Source organism: Psychrobacillus sp. NPDC096623 (genome assembly GCF_044762655.1).
GTDB lineage: Bacteria > Bacillota > Bacilli > Bacillales_A > Planococcaceae > Psychrobacillus.
Genome location: NZ_JBIWER010000010.1, coordinates 1 through 21,422, shown reverse-complemented (window position 1 = coordinate 21,422; position 21,422 = coordinate 1). Strand labels below are relative to the sequence as shown.

The following is a 21,422-nucleotide window of genomic DNA, read 5'->3' as shown; positions in this document are numbered from 1 at the left end:
ATATTAAAACAAAAGAGGTTGCCTTGGGACGACAACCTCTTTTGTTTTGTTATTCTTCTGTTTTTGTTTCTTCAGATTCAGTCTCTGAGCCTGATTCAGTCTCCTCAGTTTCTTCTTCCACTCGAGGTGCTGATACAGTAACCAAAGTAAAGTCATCTTCATTCGTTATTGGATAATCTACTTTATCTCTAACATCTGCAACAGTCAATGTATCTCCAATAGCCATGCTAGATACATCAATATCAATACTTTCCGGAATATTTGAAGGTTTCACTGTAATAGTAACTTCACGATTTGGCTGTTGAAGCATACCACCCTCTGAAACACCAACCGAATCTCCTGTTACATTAATTGCAACACTTACTTCTAACTCTTCTTTCATATTGATCGCTAAAAAGTCTGCATGAATCATTTGGCCTTTTAGAATATTCATCTGGTAATCACTTAACACGACGTTTACGGATTTACCATCAACATCAAGCTTCATAACACCATTACGACCAACTTCTCGAAGTGTTTTTGTAAAATCCTTTTCGTTGATAGCAATAGATTGTGATTCTGTTTCAAAACCATATACAACCGCAGGGATAAACCCGCTATTTCTAAGTTTTGCGTTCTCTTTTTTATTACGTTTTTGTGTTTTTACTACTGTACTCATAATATTCTCCATCCTCCCGAAGTGCGTTCTATAACTAGAATTACCCATCTTCAGCAGGATTCAAACATTTTAAAGATCAGTCAAATAATGTACTTACCGATTTCTCTTCGAAAACTCGTACAATTGCATCGCCTAGTAATTTTGCAACAGACAATTCTTTAATCTTAGGCGACATTTTATCATCTGCTAATTGAATAGAGTTTGTAATTACTAACTCTTTAATAACAGAATTATCAATACGCTCAATTGCCGGACCCGATAATACTGGGTGCGTACAGCAAGCATACACTTCTTTTGCTCCACTTTCCACCAATGCCGCTGCTGCGATAGAGATCGTTCCAGCTGTATCAATAATATCATCGATTAAAATAGCTGTTTTTCCTTCTACATTCCCTACAATATTCATAACCTCAGCCACATTTGGACGTGGACGGCGTTTATCAATAATAGCGATTGGTGCTTTTAAGCGATCTGCCATTTTACGAGCACGAGTTACCCCACCATGGTCAGGAGACACAATTACCAATTCTGCTGGATCAAAGTTTTTACCTAAGAAGTAGTCAGATAAAATTGGAGCTGCAACTAAGTGATCTATCGGAATATTAAAGAATCCTTGAATTTGTGGAGCATGTAGATCAAGTACAATCGCACGAGTTGCGCCTGCAGTTGTTAATAGATCTGCTACAAGTTTAGCTGTGATTGGCTCACGAGCACGTGCTTTTCTGTCTTGACGTGCATATCCGTAATAAGGGATTACAACACTAATTGTACGAGCTGAGGCACGTTTTAGTGCATCAAGCATTATTAATAATTCCATAATATGTTCGTTTACAGGACCTGAAGTAGATTGAACGATGAATACATCGCAGCCACGAATACTTTCTTCGATATTGATCTGTACTTCACCATCACTAAATCTAGTAACTGTACTTTTACCTAGAGGAACTCCTACTTCTTTTGCGATTTCTTCAGCTAATTCCTTATTTGAATTTAGCGTGAAAATTTTCAACTTCGAATTTGCATATTGTTCTGGCATGATAATCCTCCTGGATATTGGGTTATTTTAAATTTAATTTGTTCACGTAGCCATCTTTGTTCTCTTGTCGTGCTCTTCCAATTGCAAGTGCTTCATCGGGTACATCCTTTGTAATGGTTGATCCAGCAGCCACATAAGCTTTTTTGCCAATGGTTACTGGTGCTATTAAGTTAGAATTACAACCAACAAACGCATCATCTTCAATCGTTGTAACAAATTTGTTTTTTCCATCATAATTCACTGTAATTGTTCCACAACCAACATTGACGTTTGTTCCAATTGAAGCGTCACCCATATAGCTTAAATGAGAGATTTTACTACCATTGCCTACTGTGGATTTTTTCACTTCTACAAAGTTACCAATTTTCACATCGTTTCCTACATCGGATTGAGGTCGAATATGTGCAAATGGACCAATAGACGTATGGTCTCCAACTTCACTGGACAATACAACAGACGAGTGTATAGTTGTTTCATCACCAATAACACTAGATACAATGTGACTATTCGGTCCAATTGTACAATTCATGCCAATAGTTGTTTTTCCTTCAATGATTACTCCAGGTTGAATTACTGTATCTGCTCCAATAACAGCTTCACTGCTGATGTATGTATTTCTAGGATCGATGATCGTGACGCCTTCACGCATATGATGATAAGCAATACGTAAACGCATAGTCTCTTCTGCTTGTGATAGAGCAATGCGATCGTTCACACCTAAAATCTCTTCGAAATCCCTTGCAGCATAAGCTGAAATAATCTCATTTTCTTTTTGTAAAATTTCAATGACATCTGGCAAATAATACTCACCTTGTGCATTATCATTATTCACTAACTTCAATGATCTAAATAGAGCTTCGTTATCGAAGCAATATGTCCCGGAGTTAATCTCACGCACAAGTTGCTCCTCTGTAGAAGCATCTTTTTGTTCTACAATACTTTGAACACTACCATCTTCAGAACGAATGACTCTACCGTAACCAGTCGGATCTTCTGCAATTGCAGTTAAAATAGTCGCCTTTGCTCCCGTTGCGTTATGGTGTTCTAACAAATCATTCATTGTTTTTGGAGTTATAAGTGGCGTGTCTCCACAGATAACAATAGTTATTCCAGTTAAATCTTTTAGTACTTCCTCAGCCTGTAAAACTGCATGAGCTGTTCCTAACTGTTCTTCCTGAAGGGCATATTCACTTCTCGTCCCTAGTCCACGCTGTACTTCTTCGGCACCATGTCCTACGATTGTAACTATTTTTTCTACGCCAAGCTGTTCCATGTTTGTTATAACATGTTCTACCATCGGCTTGCCACATACAGGATGTAATACTTTATATAAACTAGACTTCATACGTGTACCTTTACCGGCTGCTAATACGACAGCATATGTATTTGTCATTTTTCAAGTTCCCTCCAGTGGGCTAATTTACTCTTTTGACTATAGCCGAAATGAAGCAAGATTTCAAGGAAATATCTCTTGACAAATACATGACAAACCAAGTAATATAGTTGAATTTCTTAAAGAATGGGCTAATTTATTAAAGTTCAAGGAAAATAACAAAAAACCATCTCCTATAAAGAAATGGTTTTTACTTTTTTTATGCAGTTGGTTCTCCGATTTTATCTTCAAGCTCACTACTTAAATGATAAGCGTAAAGGATTGCATCCTGAATCTTTGTTCGCGTTCCAACGTTAATCGGATGAGCAATATCTCTAAATTCACCTTCTGTCGTTCTCTTGCTAGGCATCGCTACAAACAAACCATTATTTCCGTCTATTACTCGAATATCATGCACAACAAACTCGTTGTCCAACGTTATAGAAGCGATTGCTCGCATACGCCCATCAGTAACTACTTTTCGTAACCTTACGTCTGTTACTTCCATTCTATTAACACCCCTTTTCATAGCTGCATTATCTCTATCTATTTGTTATTCCACAAAAACTTCTAAAATCCTTCTCTTAAACAAGAATATTTTCAATATTTTAAACAATTTTCATAACTTTTAAAAATTATATGCGATTATTGAACAAAAAAAAGGAGTTCTCCGAAGAAAACACCCTTCTATCTATTTTACACTACTGCAATTACTTCGATTTCTACCTTTACATCCTTTGGTAATCTAGCAACTTCTACCGCAGAGCGAGCCGGTTTGTGACCACCAAAATGCTTATCGTAGGCTTCGTTAAATTCAGCAAAATCGTTCATATCTTTTAAAAAGACTAATGTTTTTACAACTTGCGATAAAGACGATCCTGCTTCTTCCAGTACTGCCTCTAGGTTAGCAAAAACCTGTGCAGTCTGTTCTGTAATGGAGCCTTCCACTACTTCTCCTGTAGGAGTTAAGGGGATTTGACCTGAACTGTAAAACATTCCATTTACAATCATACCTTGCACATATGGACCGATTGCTGCTGGTGCATTAGTTGTTGATACTGCTTTCATCTAATTTGCCACCTTTCTCAAAGTAATTTCCTTGTGTTAAAGCAATTGTACCATCTTTTTCATTGACCTCGTGAAGCTTTACTAGAGATAAATAATCTTTCACCAATTGCTCCCCTTGATGCTCTGCCTCTACTAGCACAGCAATTCCAGCTAACTCACAATTGAATTCCTCTAATAGACTCTTCATCCCATTAATAGTTCCTCCGACTTTCATGAAGTCATCCGTAATTAAAACACGCTGTCCTTTTTCCATACTTCTTTTCGAAAGAACCATCGTCTGAATACGTCGTGCCGAACCCGATACATAGTTTATACTTACTGTCGGGCCTTCCGTTACTTTACTGTCTCTCCGTACAATGACCACCGGAACATTTAAATGTCTCGCTATTGCATGTGCGATCGGTATACCTTTAGTAGCAACCGTCATTATGGCATCAATTTTTGCATCTGCAAATGCAGATGCGAATACTTTACCAATTTTGTTCATTAATGATGGATTTCCTAGTAGGTCGGTCATATACAAATACCCACCAGGTAATAATCGTTCTACTTTAGAGAGCTGTGCCATCAGTTCTTCTGCTATTACTAAGACATCCTCTTGTGTCATGGTCGGGATGAACTTGACCCCTCCCGCTGCTCCTGGAACAGTTACAAGTAAACCCTTGCCTCTTGCTTCAAATGTTTCTTTTACAATGGTTAAATCCTCACTTATGGAAGATTTAGCAGATTGATATAAAGAAGCAAAGAATGTCAAAGGGATTAATTTATGTGGATGCTCCATAAGATATTGTGTCATATCTACAAGCCGTTCACTTCTTTTCCATTTCATACTTTCACCTCCAAAGACGAATGTTTTATAGAAAACTTAACACAAACATCCGGATTTAAGCAAGTGGTTCCCGATCCCCCATTAAACGAACTGCATAAACCTCGTCGCAGAATCCACGTAAACCATTGTATATTCTTTGGACTCTTGTCTCGTGATCGACTATTCCAAACACAGTTGGACCACTTCCGCTCATCAATACAGCGTCCGCTCCGAATTTTTTCATCTGATCTTTTAAACCAGCAACCTCAGGATACAATTTGAGTGTTACATCCTCCAACACATTACCAACAGAAGCGCACATTAGATCAAAGTCTTTCTGTTGAATAGATTCGATCATTTGTGCAGTATTTGGATGCTTTATTTCATTTACTTTTAGGTTACCGTATATATCGGCAGTAGATACGCCGAGTGTTGGCTTTGCAAGGATGATCCAACAATTAGCCGGAGAAGGAAGTTCTTGTATCTTCTCTCCTCTACCTGTTGCCAAAGCGGTTCCTCCATATACACAAAACGCCACGTCGGAACCAATTTTCGTACCTATTTCAGCAAGTTCATCCAAGGTAAGTCCTAACTCCCAGATAATATTTAATCCTTTTAATGTGGCCGCTGCGTCACTACTACCACCAGCAAGTCCAGCGGCTACGGGAATATTCTTTTCGATAGTAATAGAAACTCCCTTTTCCACTCGATAGGTATCTTTTAGAATCTTTGCAGCTTGGTATGCTAAATTCCGATGATCATTTGGAACAAAGCGGTCCACAGATAATATATGTATTGCTCCATCTTCTCTTACCTCTAATCCAATACGGTCCGCTAAATCTACTGTTGTCATGATCATTTCGACTTCGTGGTAACCGTCTGGACGCTTATGTAGGACATCTAGTGTCAGGTTTATCTTAGCAGGTGCTTTTACGTAATACATTGATCTGCTCCTTTCCTCCAATATGTTGTCCCCTATTTTACCACAGTGCACAAGGAATGAGGAAGTGTGATTCAGCTTCCCTATTTAGTAAAAAATCAAAGCTTATTTCCAGTCTATGTTACTATTCTTTGAGACTACTTCTTCTATCATCCCTAGCATCACAATAGATAATTAGAAAAGCGCAAGTACTCTTGAAGGTCAAAAATGTTTTCGGTTGGCTTCGGACAGACTTGTCGATATATCATTACTTACTGATTTTTTAAAGAGGATAACTGTGACTGACGTCACGGTCATCCTCTTTTTTCTCAGTAATCTTAGTGCGTTACCTGTCCTTTGCTCTCCTTCAACCATACGAACCAGGTTAATACTGTTTTGGGAAGAAGAGAAGAAGCACTTTCCTAGACATAGAAGAAGCACCCGACGATACAATTTCGGTTGCGCCTCTCCTTTTTTATTGAATAAACAATTACTATTTCTTTATATTCCACTTCTATAACTAGAATAAAGAAAACCGAGCAAAAGATATGCCCGGTCCTTTTTATCCCAGTGTTCACGAGGTATTTTATCTTTTAAAAAAAAGACGGATTGCTCCGCCTTTTCTATTTGCTAGTTGTTCTTTAGTTTTGTCTCTCGTGAGCATTACTACTTTGACTATTATGGTACAAGCTCAGCTTATTTACTTTGGTGATTTCATTTGCTGTTCAGCCATTTCAATTGCTCGTTTTACCATATTACCTGCATCACGTGATTTAATTCCTCCCCAGCCCTCGGTTTTGACTACATCATAAAATCCAAGATCTTTGGCTATCTCTTCTTTTAATTCTTTAGACATTATCCCTTTTCTAGACATAGGTGAATCCTCCTTTGGAACAACTAGCCTTTATAGTATGTCCGCAAAACAAAAGAAAACCCCTTTTCCATTTAATAAAATAGAAAGAGGTTTTTAAAAAGTAAAAATAAAAAAATAAAAGTTCTAAAAAATCATTTTACAACTATTAAATTATTTGCTTCGTCAAAAATAGTGATTTCTACTGCTTCGGTCAAAACATCTGCATAACTATAAGATACACGTTCAAAAGAGTTTTCATCTTGATCCAAATCGATAACAAATACTGCATGATATGTCTCTCTAAGTACACCAGCACGCTCAATTGTTTTCTTACGTCCTCCGTTTGCTTTTAATTGCAAACGTTTGCCTAAATGATGATCTAATGACTTCTTAATATCAGCTAAAGTTTTTGGCATTTCGCATACACCTCACTGATTACTATCATACCATCGTTTTAAAATTTTGTCAAACAAAATATTTTAACAATCATCCTATATAGTTGTCAACGTTTTTATTTTCCAGCCATACTGAATTTTTTATAAATATTACTTATTTTGTAACAAGTATGATTAATGAAATTCCTCGTATAGTTCATTAGATAATTTACCGAACTCTTCTATGCTCAAAGTTTCCCCACGTCTAGTTGGATCTACACCTATTTTTTCTAAAGCTTGAATGATAAGATCCTTCTTTGCTTTTCCGTTCGGTAGTGATGATTGTAGATTATTAATAATCGTTTTTCTTCGTTGAACAAAAGAGCCACGAGAAACTTTAAATAAGAATTCCTCATCAATTACTTCAATTGGTGGTACTTCACGACGAGTAAGCTTAATAACTGCTGAATCTACATTTGGTTGTGGCATAAATACCGCTTTAGGGACGATCATAGCTATTTCCGCCTCCATATAGTACTGAATAGCTATAGATAAAGACCCATACGCTTTCGTTCCTGGTATTGCAGTGATTCGATCAGCAACCTCTTTTTGCATCATGACAACCATCCCACGAATAGGAAGACGATCCATTAATAGTTTCAACAATATTGGAGTCGTTACGTAGTAAGGTAAATTAGCAACCACCATAACATCTTTGTAGTTCTGCAACTGATTAGCAAATATTTGTTGCACATTCGCTTCTAAAATATCAGCATGAATAATTTCTACATTATCATATGGTGATAACGTATCCGCTAATACCGGCAACAGTCTTTGGTCAATTTCAAAGGCAACAACTTTACCAGCAGTTCTTGCTAAATGCTCCGTTAATGCCCCAATACCCGGTCCAATTTCAATTGCAGCAGAATCCTTCGTGAGATCCGCGTGACTTACAATATTACGTAAGATATTCGGGTCAATTAAAAAATTTTGACCTAAGCTTTTTTTGAATGAGAACCCATACTTCTTTAATATCTCTTGTGTTCTAATTGGTGTTGCTATATCTTTTTGCATATATTATTTTTCCTCCATATTGAGTTGTGCAATCGCTTCTTCGACCTGCTGTTGGCTAATTTGAAAAATGGATAGTCTTTTTTGTAGCTGTTTTCCATTAGTGTATCCAATTTTCAATATTTCACCTAATCGGCTTCTTCTTGCTTTCGAATCGGGATGACCTATTAATTGTCCATCCACTAATATTGATAGTGGTATTTCAGAAAACGTTTCTTTGTCCAATTTTGGGGTATAAACATTAGAAAGAGCAGCGCGAATATCTTCGTCCTTTGCGTGCTCAATCCCTAAGCCTTTTCCGTTTTTGGCAATTGTTTTTTCTTTTGACAAAAATGCGTGTTTTACACCTGGAACCTGTTCTTCGATAATAGCACGGATACGTCTTCCGGGATAATCTGGATCAGTAAAAACAATAACTCCACGTTTATCCTGCGCATGCTGAATTTTCATCAGTGTTTCTTTAGATATGGCTGAACCATTCGTTTCAATAGTATCTGCTTCTACAGAACGTTTTATGGCTGTTGTATCATCTTTTCCTTCAACAACTATTATTTCTTTTATTTGCAACCGTTTTTCCTCTTTTCTGTCTATCTGCTATTTCTATCATAACGCAAAAAAGCTCTCCCAATCAACGAAAGGGAAAGCTATATAATTAGTTCAGTACTTTCACACGGACTTTTTTGCGACCAAAGTCATATGCCTGCGATTTAGAAGGCACGAATAAATCAATTTTGTTCCCCTTGATAGCACCACCAGTATCGCCAGCTACTGCATAACCATAGCCCTCTACCCATACTTTTGAGCCCAGTGGAATAACACTAGGGTCTACCGCTATAACTTTCAAATTAGGATTAGATTTTAAGTCTATGCCAGTCGCAGTTACGCCAGAACATCCATTACAGTAAGCAGTGTATGCAGTTGCCGTAACGTAAAATTCTTTTCCGCCTGTTGGAGCTGCTGAAGAATTTGTTCCGCGCGAAACACTAGCAGTCACGACTTTCGTTCCAACTGCCACAATTTTTTCGGTTGGTTTTTTTACTGTCTTCTCGCTCACCATATTACGAGATACTTCTTTACCATTTTCTTTAATTACTTCATAAGTACGTGAAACTGTACCATTTTCACCTTTTTGTACTACTTTTTCTTTCCCTTTTAGTAGCGAGTCATCTTTTTTCGTTTCAACAGCAAATTTTGTTTCTTCCTCAACTACATCGGTGACCTTTTCTACTCGCACTACTTGTATTTCAGAATCCGGGATTACTAACCCATCCATTTTCTGTTCTACTCGGTCGAATTCACTCAATTGAATGTTATATTGTTTTAAAAAGTCAGCGACCGTAGTCGAAGTGGACCATAGCTTCTTCTCTTCACCACCATCTAAAAGCGTTACTTCAAATGCTTTTTCAATAGTAATTTGGTTTTCGGGTCCAACCTCTGCATCTGCAGCAGGTGTTATAGCATCATGTTCAGTAACTGATACATTTGCCTTTGCGAGTATTTCTGAAACTAATTCATCAGTAGTTGAAAGTGTTTGAACTTCTCCATCTACTGTGATTTCTATTTGTCTTGCCTGCTCCCACTCAATCGTTAAATTATTTTCGATAGAAGTGTTCACTGAGGGATGTAAAAAGTCTTCATTAGCTACTACTATTTGATGATCATCTAATAATTCGCCAACTGTATTTGCATGCGTTAATATTTCTTGTTGTTCACCGTTAACTGTTAAAGCAACAGTTTTCTTTGTTCCTTCGAATAAAACGAAAGAAACCACTGCAAGAAACAATAGTAAAGAAACAACATTTACTAAGGTTTGCTTGCTCCTCAATGAATGAAAGAACAGGTTTTTCATGGAATTATTTGACATGAAAAACGCCTCCTTGTTCACTGAAGTGATTATATAGAGTCCTCAAGAGCTTGTCAACCGTTTAGGTTTTTCCTAAGTCTTTTTAATCCGTTATTTTAAAGAATTTTTCTGCGTTTTTAGTTGTTGCTTCTGCAACTTCTTCTATTGTAATTCCTTTAAGTCGTGCTATTTCTTCCGCAACAAGCGGCACAAGTGCTGGCTCATTTCTCTTACCTCGATGTGGGTGTGGCGCTAAATAAGGTGCATCAGTTTCAATTAGTAAATACTCTAATGGAATCTCTGTCGCTACTTCTTTTGGTTTCCTAGCATTTTTAAATGTTACAGGTCCTCCAAGGGAAATCATAAAATTCATTTCTATACATTGTTTTGCTGTTTCCACACTTCCTCCATAGCAATGCATGATACCACCTGTAAGATGCGCCTCTTCCTCTTGTAAAATACGAATTACGTCTTCTGTCGCGTCTCGATTATGGATAATAATTGGTAAATTAACCTTTTGAGCTAAACGTATTTGTTTTCTAAACAATACCTGTTGAACATCTTTAGGAGATTTATCCCAATGATAATCAAGACCCATTTCACCTATACCAACTACCTTTTCGTGCTTAGCAAGTTCCTCAATCCATTTCAAGTCCTCTTCCGTACAATCAATCGCATCCACTGGATGCCAACCAACTACAGCATAGAGAAAAGAATACTCCTCCACTAGTTTCATTGCTCTTTCAATTGTAATTCGATCGAATCCAATAACCACCATTTTTTTTACATTTGCTTCTAGGGCACGATTAATAACTTCCTGCAAATCTTCCTCATACTGATCTGCATTTAAATGCACATGTGTATCGATAAACATTTTAAATCCTCCTTACCTTTTGATAGTTATACTGCATTATTTTACAATACTATTTAAGAAATATTTAGTTCAAATTTATTCAATAATAATAATGTTTCAGATAAAAAATAATCAGTAAAATAGTATCTAAAAATACTATTGAAATAAAAAGACCTGTCCATAATTTGACAGGTCTTTTTGCAATTTTATTTCACTTGCGCACCATTTTCAAGTTTTTCATCTACAGTAGCAAGTGTTAAATATCCGTCTTTTTCACCTGCAAGAATCATTCCTTGAGACAACTCTCCTCTTAGTTTCACAGGTTTCAGATTTGCTACTACAATTACTTTCTTACCAATAACGTCTTCTGGTTTATAATATTGTGCTATACCAGAAATCACTTGACGTTTTTCATAACCCATATCTAATTGAAGCTTTAATAACTTATCTGCTTTTGGCACTGCTTCACAAGATAATACAGTAGCTACACGTAAGTCTACCTTGAAAAAGTCATCAATCGAAATTTCTTCCGCTTGAGGCTCTTCTTCTTTTTCATCTTCCTGTGGTGTTTGGACTGATCCTTGCATTTGCTCACGTATATAAGCAACTTCAATATCTACATCTAATCGTGGGAAAATCGGAACTCCGGTTTTTATTACAGCTGTTCCGTCTTTAATCACTGTAAATGAACCTAAATGATTCCACTGCAAATAATCCTCTGTAAAACCAAGCTGCTCCGCGATTTGCTTAGGACTATTCGTCATAAACGGCTGAGCAAGGGTTGCAATTTGGCGAAGGCTTTCTGCTAAATGAGTCATAACGGAAGCTAACTGTCCCTTAGTAGCTTCGTCTTTTGCAAGTACCCAAGGCTGTGTTTCATCAATATACTTATTTGTGCGCGATACTAAAGCCCATAAATCTCCAAGTACTAAGCTAAATTGCATTTTCTCCATATTTGCTTCATATTTTTCAATTGTTTCTATTGCAAAATCCTCTAAGGTTGCATCAAATTCTGTTGCTTTACTTTGACTTACTGGAATTTTCCCATCAAAGTATTTATTGATCATAGAAACAGTTCTATTCAATAGATTTCCTAAATCATTCGCAAGATCAAAGTTTGTTCTCTCTACAAACGACTCTGGAGAGAATACCCCATCTTGACCAAAAGGTAACTCACGCAATAGGAAATAACGGGTTGCATCTAATCCATAACGTTCTACTAACATTTCTGGATATACAACATTTCCTTTTGACTTAGACATTTTGCCGTCTTTCATCATAATAAATCCATGAGCAAATACCTTTTTAGGAAGTGGTAAATCTAAAGCCATTAAAAATATCGGCCAATAGATAGTATGGAAACGAACTATGTCTTTTCCTACTACATGAACATCTGCTGGCCAAAACTTTTGGAATAGAGAATCATCATCTGATAAATAACCGAGTGAAGTAATATAGTTCGTTAAGGCATCTACCCATACATAAATTACATGTTTAGGATCTCCAGGTACTTTAATACCCCAATCAAAGGATGTTCTGGATACCGATAAATCTTCTAGTCCTGGTTTAATGAAGTTATTGACCATTTCATTTTTTCTAGATTCTGGCTCTATAAATTCTACATTTTGTTCGTAATATGCTAATAAACGATCGGCATACTTTTTCATATTAAAGAAGTATGATTCTTCTTTCACCTTTTGAACTGGGCGTCCACAGTCTGGACAGTTTCCTTCTATTAACTGTGTCTCAGTAAAAAAGGATTCACAAGGTGTACAATACCACCCTTCATATTCTCCCTTATAAATGTCTCCATTATCCAAGAACTTTTGGAATATTTTCTCCACTATTTTTGTATGACGTTCCTCTGTTGTCTGAATAAAATCATCATAAGAGATATCCATTAACGCCCATACTTTTTTTGCCGCTTCTGCAATTTCATTTACATAAATTTGAGGCTCTTTTCCTGCTTCTTGTGCTTTTTCTTGAATTTTTTGCCCATGCTCATCCATTCCTGTTAAGAAACGAACTTCATATCCTCTAAGTCTTTTATATCTGGCCATTGCATCGGAAGCAACGGTTGTATAAGCTGTTCCAATGTGAAACTTTCCACTCGGATAATAAATGGGCGTTGTTAAATAAAATGTTTTCTGTTGATCTTTCAATGTAAAGATGCCTCCAATGTTGATTCTCTTTATTCTTTATTCTAACGAAATGGAGAGTTTGTTTCAATCAATTCATTTAGGCTAGATTGTCGAATGAAATTTTCCAAACCATAAATTTGAAAAAACTAGATAATATATCAAAATAATTCCTATTTTCTATAAAAATAGTCAAACTTTTAATAAATCACTATATTATTATCAAAATATTATTATTTTACTCTCTTATACTAAAGCATTAATTATTGACGAAAATGGTAGTACTTGGTATGATATATTACATAAAAGAGGTTTATGTCGAATCTTGGCGAAAAATATGCACTCTTGAGAGGAGAAAAATTTTTATGAAGTCTACAGGTATTGTACGTAAGGTTGATGAATTAGGTCGTGTAGTTATTCCAATAGAATTACGTCGCACACTAGGTATTGCAGAAAAAGATGCTTTAGAGATTTATGTTGATGATGACAAAATCATTCTAAAAAAATATATGCCAAATATGACTTGTGCTGTAACTGGTGAAGTTTCAGATGACAACCTTCGTCTAGTTGGTGGAAAACTGATTCTAAGTCCAGAAGGTGCAGAATTACTAATCAAAGAGATTCAAACTAACCTAAAATAATTAAATAAAGAACCGTAAACTAATAAAGTTTACGGTTCTTTTTATAGAAATAATAAATTAAATCTTTACTCATTCTATGTCTAGCTCCAGCACCTAGCCCCTCGAGTCACTTCAAGATTTCAGCGCTTACTCCTGCGCAATGCTCGTCGCAGAATAACGTTGTCGGGGCTGACATAGGCGATTGCGCTTTTCTAATCTACATGATAATTTTGATAGACTTCTCTTTTAGAAAGACCTCTTTGGATTGCTACTTCTTTAATAGCTTCCTTTGAAGTGTACTGTTTTTCTGCTATTAGTTGATCCACATGCTCCTCTATTGTTACTTCTGCCCACCATTGTGTTTCTTCCACTGTTTCAGACGCAGTTTCGTTTCCTTCTAAAACAATACAGAATTCTCCTCGAATCTCTGCCTGTTCCACCCATACAACTGCTTCGTCAATCGTACCTCTTAAAAACTCTTCAAACTTCTTAGTTATTTCTCGTGCCAATACGATCTTTCGACTTCCTTCTATAATAGATTGCATGTCTCGTAATGATTCCTTCAAGCGATGTGGGGACTCATATAGAATTACGGACTCTTGTCTTTTTTGAAGCTTTTCAATTTCTACTTTTCTTTCTTTTTTATTGCGACTTAAAAACCCATAAAAGAAAAAGGGCTGTGTCGTAAGTCCCGATGCAATTAGTGCACTCAGTGCTGCGTTTGCTCCAGGGATTGGTACAACCGCAAAGCCTTCTTTTACTGCCTTTGCAGCAATATCTGCACCGGGATCAGAAATACATGGAAGCCCCGCATCACTAACTAGTGCTATGCGTTTTCCTTCTCTCAATAATTCTAATAGTTTTTCTCCGCCAGCCTGTAGATTATGGTCATGATAGCTGATAAGTGGGGTAGAAATATCAAAGTAGTTACATAACTTTTTCGTATTTCTGGTGTCCTCTGCTGCAATAATATCTACTTCTTTTAATATGCGAATAGCTCTCATGGTCATATCTTCTAAGTTACCAATGGGAGTTGCAACTAAATACAAGCAGCTACTTTGTTCATGCTCGGTCGATTTTTGAGATTTCATCATTTACTTGCCCCCATATAATCTATTTTTTGTTTTCTCGTCAGCTGTTTAAAAGCATACTCTGCCTGCATGGCCTCTTTCTTTGTTTCGAAACATTCACTATATATACAACTGACAGGCCCTTTTGCCCGTGTATACTTAGCACCTTTTCCCTCATTATGTACCCTGACTCTTTTCACCAAATCATTCGTATAACCAGCATAATAGGATCCGTCACTACATTCTAACACGTAAAAAGTATGCTGTTTTTCATTCTTTTCCATACAGCATCTCTTTTACTTCTAGTGTATATTTTCCATCATCTCCATACACATATAATGGAGGTAGTATTTTCAAATCAGGCTTTCCATCTTTTATCCCTTCGATTAGCAATGTATTTGCCTCTTTTCCTTCTTTCGGATAAACGAAACGAATTCTCTTTGGCTCTAATCGATTGGCTCTCATCGCAGTTATGATATCGAGAAGTCTCCCGGGACGATGAACAAAAGCTGCTTTTCCACCTTGTTTTAATAGTTCGCTAGCAGATTGAACAGCCTCGTCCAATGTTAGGTGAATCTCATGACGGGCAATTGCTAAATGCTCTTTTAAGTTTTTCTCACTTGCTTCATGAGCGGGAAAATAAGGTGGGTTACAAGTAACAACTTCAAATTTTTCAGAACCAAGCTCTTTAGCAATTCCCTTTACATCTGCCTGCCTAATTGTAATTTGGTCGGTGAGATTATTAAACTGAACACTTCTTGTAGCCATATCAGCAAGTCTTTCTTGTAATTCTACTCCTATAATTTCTGCCTTTGTTCGAGCACTTAGGAATAATGGGATCGCCCCGTTTCCTGAACAAATATCTACAATTCTTCCTTTTTTAATCGGTACATATGTAAATCTTGCTAGCAAAACTGCATCCAAAGAAAAAGAGAAAACAGAAGGACTTTGAATAATGCGTAGATCCTCTGCCAATAAATAATCGAGTCGTTCGTCATCCTTTAACCATTGTTCCATAATTATTACCCCCAAGCAAAATAAAAGACTGACACCCACTTATGGAGTGGCATCAGTCAATTGTTTATGTGTTTTGTTTGTTTAAAAATGAAAGACAAAATAGACAATCTTCTTCTTTTCGGGAACTTCCAAAGTGAACATGACACACATGGTAGCCTTCTTGATAGAGTCGGGCTAAATTATCATGACCCTCTCCCACATCAAACTTGTTTAATTTCTCATCTCTCATTTTTTCAAGCATTGCTTCTTTTTCATGGATTTCATCGAGTCGTTGTCTTAAATGATTATTTTCTTGTTGTAGCGCTTCCCGTTCTTCAACCATTATCGCCACAAATTCTTTTAAAGCGCGAAATTGCAGCTGCGTGGACTCTAATTGTTTTTCAAAATCTATAATTGTATCAAAAAAATTGCGGTCCATCACACATTCACCTCATTGCCCCGACCATTGCACCTGATTTGTTGCATGGTTTGTAATTTCTTCTAACGTATAATCTAGAACACGTTGTGGATCAGGTAATTCTATACGTAAAACTCGCTCCAAAATATTCATACTCACTACTCTACCTAGTCCATCAGGTGTTTCGACTTTGTCCCCAATATCCGGCATTTGCTCTCTAGCAGTTTCGTATTCATCGTTTTCATACTTCAAGCAACACATAAGTCTGCCACAAAGCCCAGAAATTTTAGATGGATTCAATGATAGGTTTTGATCTTTCGCCATTTTTATAGAAACTGGTTCAAAATCTCCTAAAAATGTAGAACAGCAAAGCATGCGACCACAAGGACCAATACCACCTAACATTTTTGCTTCATCACGAACTCCTATTTGTCTAAGCTCAATACGAGTTCTAAATACTGATGCTAAATCTTTTACCAAATCTCGGAAGTCTACGCGACCTTCTGCAGTAAAATAGAAAATAATTTTGTTTCGGTCGAATGTATATTCAACGTCAACTAACTTCATTTCAAGATTTCTTTCGATAATCTTCTCAGTCCCTAATGCAAGAGCTTGAGCTGATTCTAGTCTATTTTCTTCTACTTGGATACGATCTTTATCCGTAGAAGGTCTTACTACTTGTTTTAAAGGAAGTACCACATCATGTTCTCCCACTTGCTTAATCGGAACTACAACCTTACCGTATTCTACTCCTCTAGCTGTTTCGACGATTACATAATCATCTTTCTCTAAAGTAAAATCTACTGGATCAAAATAATATATTTTACCCGCTTTTTTAAAGCGGACTCCTACAACATTATACAAAAGTAAATCCCTCCTGCAGGTTAAGCATCAACTGCTCCATCATCAGAGTCCGATTCATATTTTTATGCAAATTTTGTTTTGCATGTAAAATCATTTCTAATTGCTTCGATAATTGCTCATACGTTGTTTGCAGAGCAATCTGCTTCCAATAAGAAATCATATCGGGAAAAGTACAATCTGCGATGGGACTTGCTTTTATAGCTACTATATCACGATATGCGAATAGTAGTAAATCTAACGCTTGTTCTGCCTGCTCTTTTTCTTTGAGCAATGGACCGAAATCTTCATGAATACACATCAATGCATCCTGAACACTTCTTCCATTCGCTTCAACCAATTTTAACACTGATTTCCTTACAAGTCCAAACTGCTCGTCTTTCGCTAAATTAATTGCTTGTTCTACTTGATTCGTCATTTTGCAAACAGTAGAAGCCATGGAATCCGTGATTCCCTCTTCGATTAACTTTTGCTTTAAGATCCCAGCTGACATTGGAGATAAGCTAAAATGCTGACATCTAGAGCGAATAGTTGGAAGTAAAGCATGCATTCGATCCGTTAATAGAATGGCCGTTATTTCACTTTGAGGCTCTTCTAAGAATTTCAATAGCGTATTTGCTGCACTTGTATTTAATTGGTCTGCATGATGTATGGCATATATTTTTCTTTGTTTTTCTATAGTTGTTTTACTTAATGCATGTACCAATTCATCGACTTGTCCCTTTTTTATAAACTGACCATCAGGTTCCAACTGCATAAAGTTAAGATGATTGGAGGATTTTAACCTTTTACAAGATCGACATGTTTCACATGGAACATTATTTGTCGGATTTTCGCAATAAATGAGCTGAACAAAAAATTGCATGACTTTTTCTTTCCCAGTTCCTTTTGCCCCTTCTAGAATATAAGCATGTCCTATTCGATTTTTGGATACGATTGTTTGTATTTGTTTCACTACGGTTGGTTGCATTCTTTCTACGTCCTCAATCGACCAGTTTTCCATCACTTCCACCTCTTTCTAAGAAAAGCGTAAGTTCCCGCCTACTTTCTTCTACAACGAGCTTTGCCCTGGAGCTAAATATGTACTTAGTTATAAATAAATAATTTCTTGTGAAAAATCCCGCGTTTCGCATTGAGCGAAAACACGGGAAACTTACGTGTATAAATTGATAAGTAAGCCTTTTATTTCTCCAATTTTATCTAACAAGTCTATAGAGCTTTTTTCTTGGTTTAAAATTTCTTCCGCTAATTCTACTAGTTTTTCATCAATAGTTTCCACAAGTTTTAACTTTCTTCCTTCACCAAAACGATTCCACGTATGAGACTGTTTTAATCCCATTCCGAAATCGACAGCTTCGTGCAAAAACTTTCGGATAAGCATTTTAAACTTTGCCATATCACGTAAGTTTCGTGAACGTGCTAGACGATCTCCTGCCGTGGAAATATCTCCTAGAAGTCTTGTCATCGTCTCCGTTTGCATACGCTGCTCTTGTTTTGTAATCATTTGACCAAATTTAACAGACTGATTTCCATTCTGTATTGCATCTTTTCGAATATTATCTATACCAACACGCATATCTTGGTTAATCTTCACTTTTTACTACTCCTTCCCTCATTATCAAAAATGATGGAATTGTTCAATTGGAAGTACAAATACAGTAGCCCCTCCAACCTCAACTTCGACTGGATAAGGAATATAAGAGTCTGCATTTCCTCCCATAGGAGATACAGGTGCTACCATTTGCTCTCGTGCTCTACAGTTATCTCTTATTAGCTCTAAAGCTGAAGCTACTAGAGCATCATCAGTACCGATTAGAAATGTAGTGTTACCGGAACGTAGAAAACCACCTGTACTTGCTAGTTTTGTTGCTCTAAACTTTGCCTTTGTTAATGCATTAGACAACCGATTACTATCCTGATCCTGAACTACCGCTACTATCAATTTCATCGATACTCACCCCTATTATTATTTTTCTTTTAATTATACCATGAATTATCTAATAATTTCTAATTCCCGTTTGATAACTGTATATGTTTCCTCTAATACTTTCTCTATCGATTGAGAGGCATCTATTACTTGTATTCGTTCTGGGTATTTTTCAACTAACGATAAATAACCAGCACGTACTTTCTGATGAAATGCTAAATTTTCAACATCTAATCGATTTATTTCTCGATCCTTATGTGCATTAATTCTAGATAATCCTACTTCTGGATCAATATCAAAAAGAAGCGTTTTTTCTGGCATCGTGTCTCCGATAGCAAACTTATTAATCGCCCATATTTCCTCTACACCAATACCACGAGCAAATCCTTGATATGCTAAAGAACTATCTATAAATCTATCACAAATTACAATTTTTCCAGCTTCTAACGCAGGAAGAATCTTCTCTACTAGATGTTGTCTTCTTGCAGCAGCATACAATAATGCTTCGGTACGGCTTTCCATCATTGTATGCTCATTATTTAAAATTATGTTACGAATCTTTTCAGAAATCATAATTCCTCCAGGCTCTCTTGTCATCACGACATCGTAGCCTTCATCCGTTAATCGTTTTCCTAATAAATTCATAACAGTAGTTTTCCCTGCACCCTCTGGACCCTCACTTGTTATAAAATACCCTTTTTTTTGCACAGTTACTCCTCCACCACATATATTAACTTTTCTTCTAATCGATGCTCTCCTTGAAACAAAGCACCTTTTTCAATCCACTCTTCTAATTCAGTAAGAATAGGAACTGTTATCTTTTCCCCCGGTAAGATTAATGGGATCCCTGGTGGGTATGGAACAACCATCCCCTTTGCTATCCTTCCAATTGACCTTACATAAGGTATCCATTCCCCTTGTTTCTCACTCAATAATTCTATACTCATCTGTAAAGTAGAAATAGACTTTTGATGCAAATAATCTATATTGTTCATACGGTCTGGGATTTCTTTTTTTAAGTTATCTATTGCATATTTTATTCGCTTTCTAATCTCTGCAAATGCATATTCATGCTCCACTTTTAGTAACGGAAGAATGAACAAAACTTGGTATGGATCCGCTAGCTCCGCATATATATTTTGTTTCTCAAAAGCTTGCTGTACCTGAAAACCAGAATACTTTCCAACACGTATTAATAGTTTTAATGGGTCGTCTACTTTAACCACTTCTATTAATGGAATACTTTCTAAAGCTTCTATAAACACTTCTCTTCTATCCATCAACTGTTTAAAATCCATTGAACTATATCTTTCCACATAACTTCTTGCATCATCTAGAGAGGCTAGAATTAAATAGGAAGGACTACTAGATTGCAACATTCTTAAGTATTTGTTTATTTTTTTGCTATCAATCAATTGAGAACGAATATGTAAAAAAGACCCCATCGTTAATGCTGGTAATGTTTTATGTGCTGAATGCACAACAACATCAGCTCCATGTAATAATGCTGATGTTGGAAACCCCTTATGCGTTTGAAAATGCGCTCCATGAGCCTCATCTACTAACACAGGCATCTGTAGACTATGGCAAAGGCTAATAATGTTCTCCAAGTCCGGTGAGGAAACCCCATAATAGTTTGGGTAGGTTAAGACAACCGCTTTAGCAAATGGATATTGTTGAATTGCTTCTTCCATTACCGTTAATGATACGTAGGATGCCGTTTTAGATTGTTCGTCCCATTCCGGAGATACGAAAATTGGCTCTGCCCCAACTAATTCAATAGCATGAAAAATAGATTTATGTGCATTTCGTTGTACAATAATTTGTTCTCCATACTGACAAGCTGCGTATATCATAGCTAGATTTCCAACAGTAGTACCATTCACCAAAAAGAGACTTTCATCTGTATTATATAATTTAGTTAACAATTGCTCTGCTTCTTTAATAGCTTCCTCTGGATGGTGATAATCATCCAATCCATTTAATTCAGTCAAGTCATATTGCATCGAATCCCTAATAGGTAGTGGCAAATTGGATAAAAGTCCATGTTTATGTCCAGGCACATGAAAAGAAATGGGCTTTTTCTTATAGAACTGCTCCAATGCTTCAACCAATGGTCTTTTCTCCTGCATGATATTACCTCACGATACTTTCTAATTTCTTTCTTCTATTATACATGAATACAGGGATAGAAATCAGTTATAGCTCTTCAAGGGATAAAGTTAAATTTCAAATATACTATTGATTTTGTTGCAGGTGGAATCATAGAAGCCTCTATGGATCACTTATCTGAATTTAGATTAGATAACAAAAGAATAACTGCAGAGCACCTCTATTTTTTCTCACACTTTTCTAATATGAGATGACTGACGTTCCTTGTTAGTAAGATAGCCCATAAAATTGTAGATATAGCCTGTCACTTATAATTCCAATCATTTCCACAACAAAAAAGTCGCTACCGATAAACTCGGTAACGACTTTTTCTTTGTGCCCAGCGACGTCCTACTCTCACAGGGGGAGACCCCCAACTACCATCG

25 protein-coding genes are annotated in these 21,422 nt (G+C 36.6%); 1 reads left to right on the top strand and 24 read right to left on the bottom strand.

Annotated elements, in window-relative coordinates; genetic code table 11:
- Positions 1 to 49 precede the first annotated feature (49 nt).
- From ACIQX2_RS18765 to metG, 14 genes are all read right to left on the bottom strand, one after another.
- Positions 50 to 658, bottom strand: coding sequence for a 50S ribosomal protein L25/general stress protein Ctc (locus ACIQX2_RS18765; RefSeq protein WP_402854039.1), 609 nt, complete (start codon positions 656 to 658; stop codon positions 50 to 52).
- Positions 659 to 734: 76 nt separating this feature from the next.
- Positions 735 to 1,694: a ribose-phosphate diphosphokinase gene (locus ACIQX2_RS18760; protein ID WP_402854036.1), complete on the bottom strand. Its 960-nt coding sequence runs from the start codon at positions 1,692 to 1,694 to the stop codon at positions 735 to 737.
- Between the two features lie 22 nt (positions 1,695 to 1,716).
- Positions 1,717 to 3,087, bottom strand: a complete 1,371-nt coding sequence (gene glmU, locus ACIQX2_RS18755) for a bifunctional UDP-N-acetylglucosamine diphosphorylase/glucosamine-1-phosphate N-acetyltransferase GlmU (RefSeq protein ID WP_402854033.1) — start codon at positions 3,085 to 3,087, stop codon at positions 1,717 to 1,719.
- Between the two features lie 199 nt (positions 3,088 to 3,286).
- On the bottom strand, positions 3,287 to 3,574 hold the full coding sequence (gene spoVG, locus ACIQX2_RS18750; protein ID WP_402854030.1) for a septation regulator SpoVG: 288 nt from the start codon (positions 3,572 to 3,574) through the stop codon (positions 3,287 to 3,289).
- Positions 3,575 to 3,762: 188 nt separating this feature from the next.
- A complete protein-coding gene (locus ACIQX2_RS18745; RefSeq protein ID WP_402854026.1) occupies positions 3,763 to 4,134 on the bottom strand; it encodes a RidA family protein in 372 nt (123 codons plus the stop codon).
- Positions 4,112 to 4,963: a pur operon repressor gene (purR, locus tag ACIQX2_RS18740; protein WP_093063106.1), complete on the bottom strand. Its 852-nt coding sequence runs from the start codon at positions 4,961 to 4,963 to the stop codon at positions 4,112 to 4,114. The genes ACIQX2_RS18745 and purR overlap by 23 nt, the downstream gene beginning before the upstream one ends.
- A gap of 55 nt (positions 4,964 to 5,018) precedes the next feature.
- Positions 5,019 to 5,885, bottom strand: coding sequence for a 4-(cytidine 5'-diphospho)-2-C-methyl-D-erythritol kinase (ispE, locus tag ACIQX2_RS18735; protein ID WP_402854022.1), 867 nt, complete (start codon positions 5,883 to 5,885; stop codon positions 5,019 to 5,021).
- Between the two features lie 676 nt (positions 5,886 to 6,561).
- The gene (locus ACIQX2_RS18730; RefSeq protein ID WP_093063108.1) at positions 6,562 to 6,735 is read right to left on the bottom strand and encodes a small, acid-soluble spore protein, alpha/beta type; all 174 of its coding nucleotides are present in this window, start codon (positions 6,733 to 6,735) and stop codon (positions 6,562 to 6,564) included.
- 131 nt (positions 6,736 to 6,866) lie between these two features.
- Positions 6,867 to 7,130, bottom strand: a complete 264-nt coding sequence (gene veg / locus ACIQX2_RS18725; RefSeq protein ID WP_090570777.1) for a biofilm formation stimulator Veg — start codon at positions 7,128 to 7,130, stop codon at positions 6,867 to 6,869.
- A gap of 153 nt (positions 7,131 to 7,283) precedes the next feature.
- Positions 7,284 to 8,162, bottom strand: a complete 879-nt coding sequence (rsmA, locus tag ACIQX2_RS18720) for a 16S rRNA (adenine(1518)-N(6)/adenine(1519)-N(6))-dimethyltransferase RsmA (protein ID WP_093063109.1) — start codon at positions 8,160 to 8,162, stop codon at positions 7,284 to 7,286.
- Between the two features lie 3 nt (positions 8,163 to 8,165).
- The gene (rnmV, locus tag ACIQX2_RS18715) at positions 8,166 to 8,726 is read right to left on the bottom strand and encodes a ribonuclease M5 (protein ID WP_402854015.1); all 561 of its coding nucleotides are present in this window, start codon (positions 8,724 to 8,726) and stop codon (positions 8,166 to 8,168) included.
- An 85-nt stretch (positions 8,727 to 8,811) separates the two neighbouring features.
- A complete protein-coding gene (locus tag ACIQX2_RS18710; RefSeq protein WP_402854012.1) occupies positions 8,812 to 10,023 on the bottom strand; it encodes a resuscitation-promoting factor in 1,212 nt (403 codons plus the stop codon).
- Positions 10,024 to 10,105: 82 nt separating this feature from the next.
- Entirely contained in the window at positions 10,106 to 10,876 is a 771-nt protein-coding gene (locus ACIQX2_RS18705; protein ID WP_402854009.1) for a TatD family hydrolase, read from the bottom strand.
- Positions 10,877 to 11,061: 185 nt separating this feature from the next.
- Entirely contained in the window at positions 11,062 to 13,017 is a 1,956-nt protein-coding gene (gene metG / locus ACIQX2_RS18700; protein WP_402854004.1) for a methionine--tRNA ligase, read from the bottom strand.
- Between the two features lie 335 nt (positions 13,018 to 13,352).
- Between metG and ACIQX2_RS18695 the strand changes: the two genes are divergently transcribed.
- Positions 13,353 to 13,634: a transition state genes transcriptional regulator AbrB gene (locus ACIQX2_RS18695; RefSeq protein WP_175454122.1), complete on the top strand. Its 282-nt coding sequence runs from the start codon at positions 13,353 to 13,355 to the stop codon at positions 13,632 to 13,634.
- Between the two features lie 191 nt (positions 13,635 to 13,825).
- Here the strand turns inward: ACIQX2_RS18695 and rsmI are convergent, their stop codons facing one another.
- From rsmI to ACIQX2_RS18645, 10 genes are all read right to left on the bottom strand, one after another.
- Positions 13,826 to 14,704, bottom strand: coding sequence for a 16S rRNA (cytidine(1402)-2'-O)-methyltransferase (gene rsmI / locus ACIQX2_RS18690; protein WP_402854125.1), 879 nt, complete (start codon positions 14,702 to 14,704; stop codon positions 13,826 to 13,828).
- Positions 14,704 to 14,967, bottom strand: a complete 264-nt coding sequence (locus ACIQX2_RS18685; RefSeq protein ID WP_093063115.1) for a GIY-YIG nuclease family protein — start codon at positions 14,965 to 14,967, stop codon at positions 14,704 to 14,706. The genes rsmI and ACIQX2_RS18685 overlap by 1 nt, the downstream gene beginning before the upstream one ends.
- Positions 14,954 to 15,700, bottom strand: a complete 747-nt coding sequence (locus ACIQX2_RS18680; protein ID WP_402854000.1) for a tRNA1(Val) (adenine(37)-N6)-methyltransferase — start codon at positions 15,698 to 15,700, stop codon at positions 14,954 to 14,956. Before ACIQX2_RS18680 ends, ACIQX2_RS18685 begins: the two co-directional genes overlap by 14 nt.
- Before the next feature lie 64 nt (positions 15,701 to 15,764).
- Positions 15,765 to 16,118, bottom strand: a complete 354-nt coding sequence (gene yabA / locus ACIQX2_RS18675) for a DNA replication initiation control protein YabA (protein WP_402853997.1) — start codon at positions 16,116 to 16,118, stop codon at positions 15,765 to 15,767.
- Between the two features lie 12 nt (positions 16,119 to 16,130).
- The gene (locus tag ACIQX2_RS18670) at positions 16,131 to 16,961 is read right to left on the bottom strand and encodes a PSP1 domain-containing protein (RefSeq protein WP_093063118.1); all 831 of its coding nucleotides are present in this window, start codon (positions 16,959 to 16,961) and stop codon (positions 16,131 to 16,133) included.
- On the bottom strand, positions 16,954 to 17,961 hold the full coding sequence (gene holB, locus ACIQX2_RS18665) for a DNA polymerase III subunit delta' (RefSeq protein WP_402853992.1): 1,008 nt from the start codon (positions 17,959 to 17,961) through the stop codon (positions 16,954 to 16,956). The genes ACIQX2_RS18670 and holB overlap by 8 nt, the downstream gene beginning before the upstream one ends.
- A gap of 150 nt (positions 17,962 to 18,111) precedes the next feature.
- Positions 18,112 to 18,552, bottom strand: a complete 441-nt coding sequence (locus ACIQX2_RS18660) for a YaaR family protein (RefSeq protein ID WP_402853989.1) — start codon at positions 18,550 to 18,552, stop codon at positions 18,112 to 18,114.
- Between the two features lie 24 nt (positions 18,553 to 18,576).
- Positions 18,577 to 18,906 (bottom strand): cyclic-di-AMP receptor, encoded by a 330-nt coding sequence (locus ACIQX2_RS18655; protein ID WP_090570738.1) that lies wholly within the window; start codon positions 18,904 to 18,906, stop codon positions 18,577 to 18,579.
- A gap of 45 nt (positions 18,907 to 18,951) precedes the next feature.
- Positions 18,952 to 19,593, bottom strand: a complete 642-nt coding sequence (tmk, locus tag ACIQX2_RS18650) for a dTMP kinase (RefSeq protein WP_402853984.1) — start codon at positions 19,591 to 19,593, stop codon at positions 18,952 to 18,954.
- A gap of 2 nt (positions 19,594 to 19,595) precedes the next feature.
- Entirely contained in the window at positions 19,596 to 20,999 is a 1,404-nt protein-coding gene (locus tag ACIQX2_RS18645) for an aminotransferase class I/II-fold pyridoxal phosphate-dependent enzyme (RefSeq protein ID WP_483880204.1), read from the bottom strand.
- Between the last annotated feature and the right edge of the window lie 423 nt (positions 21,000 to 21,422).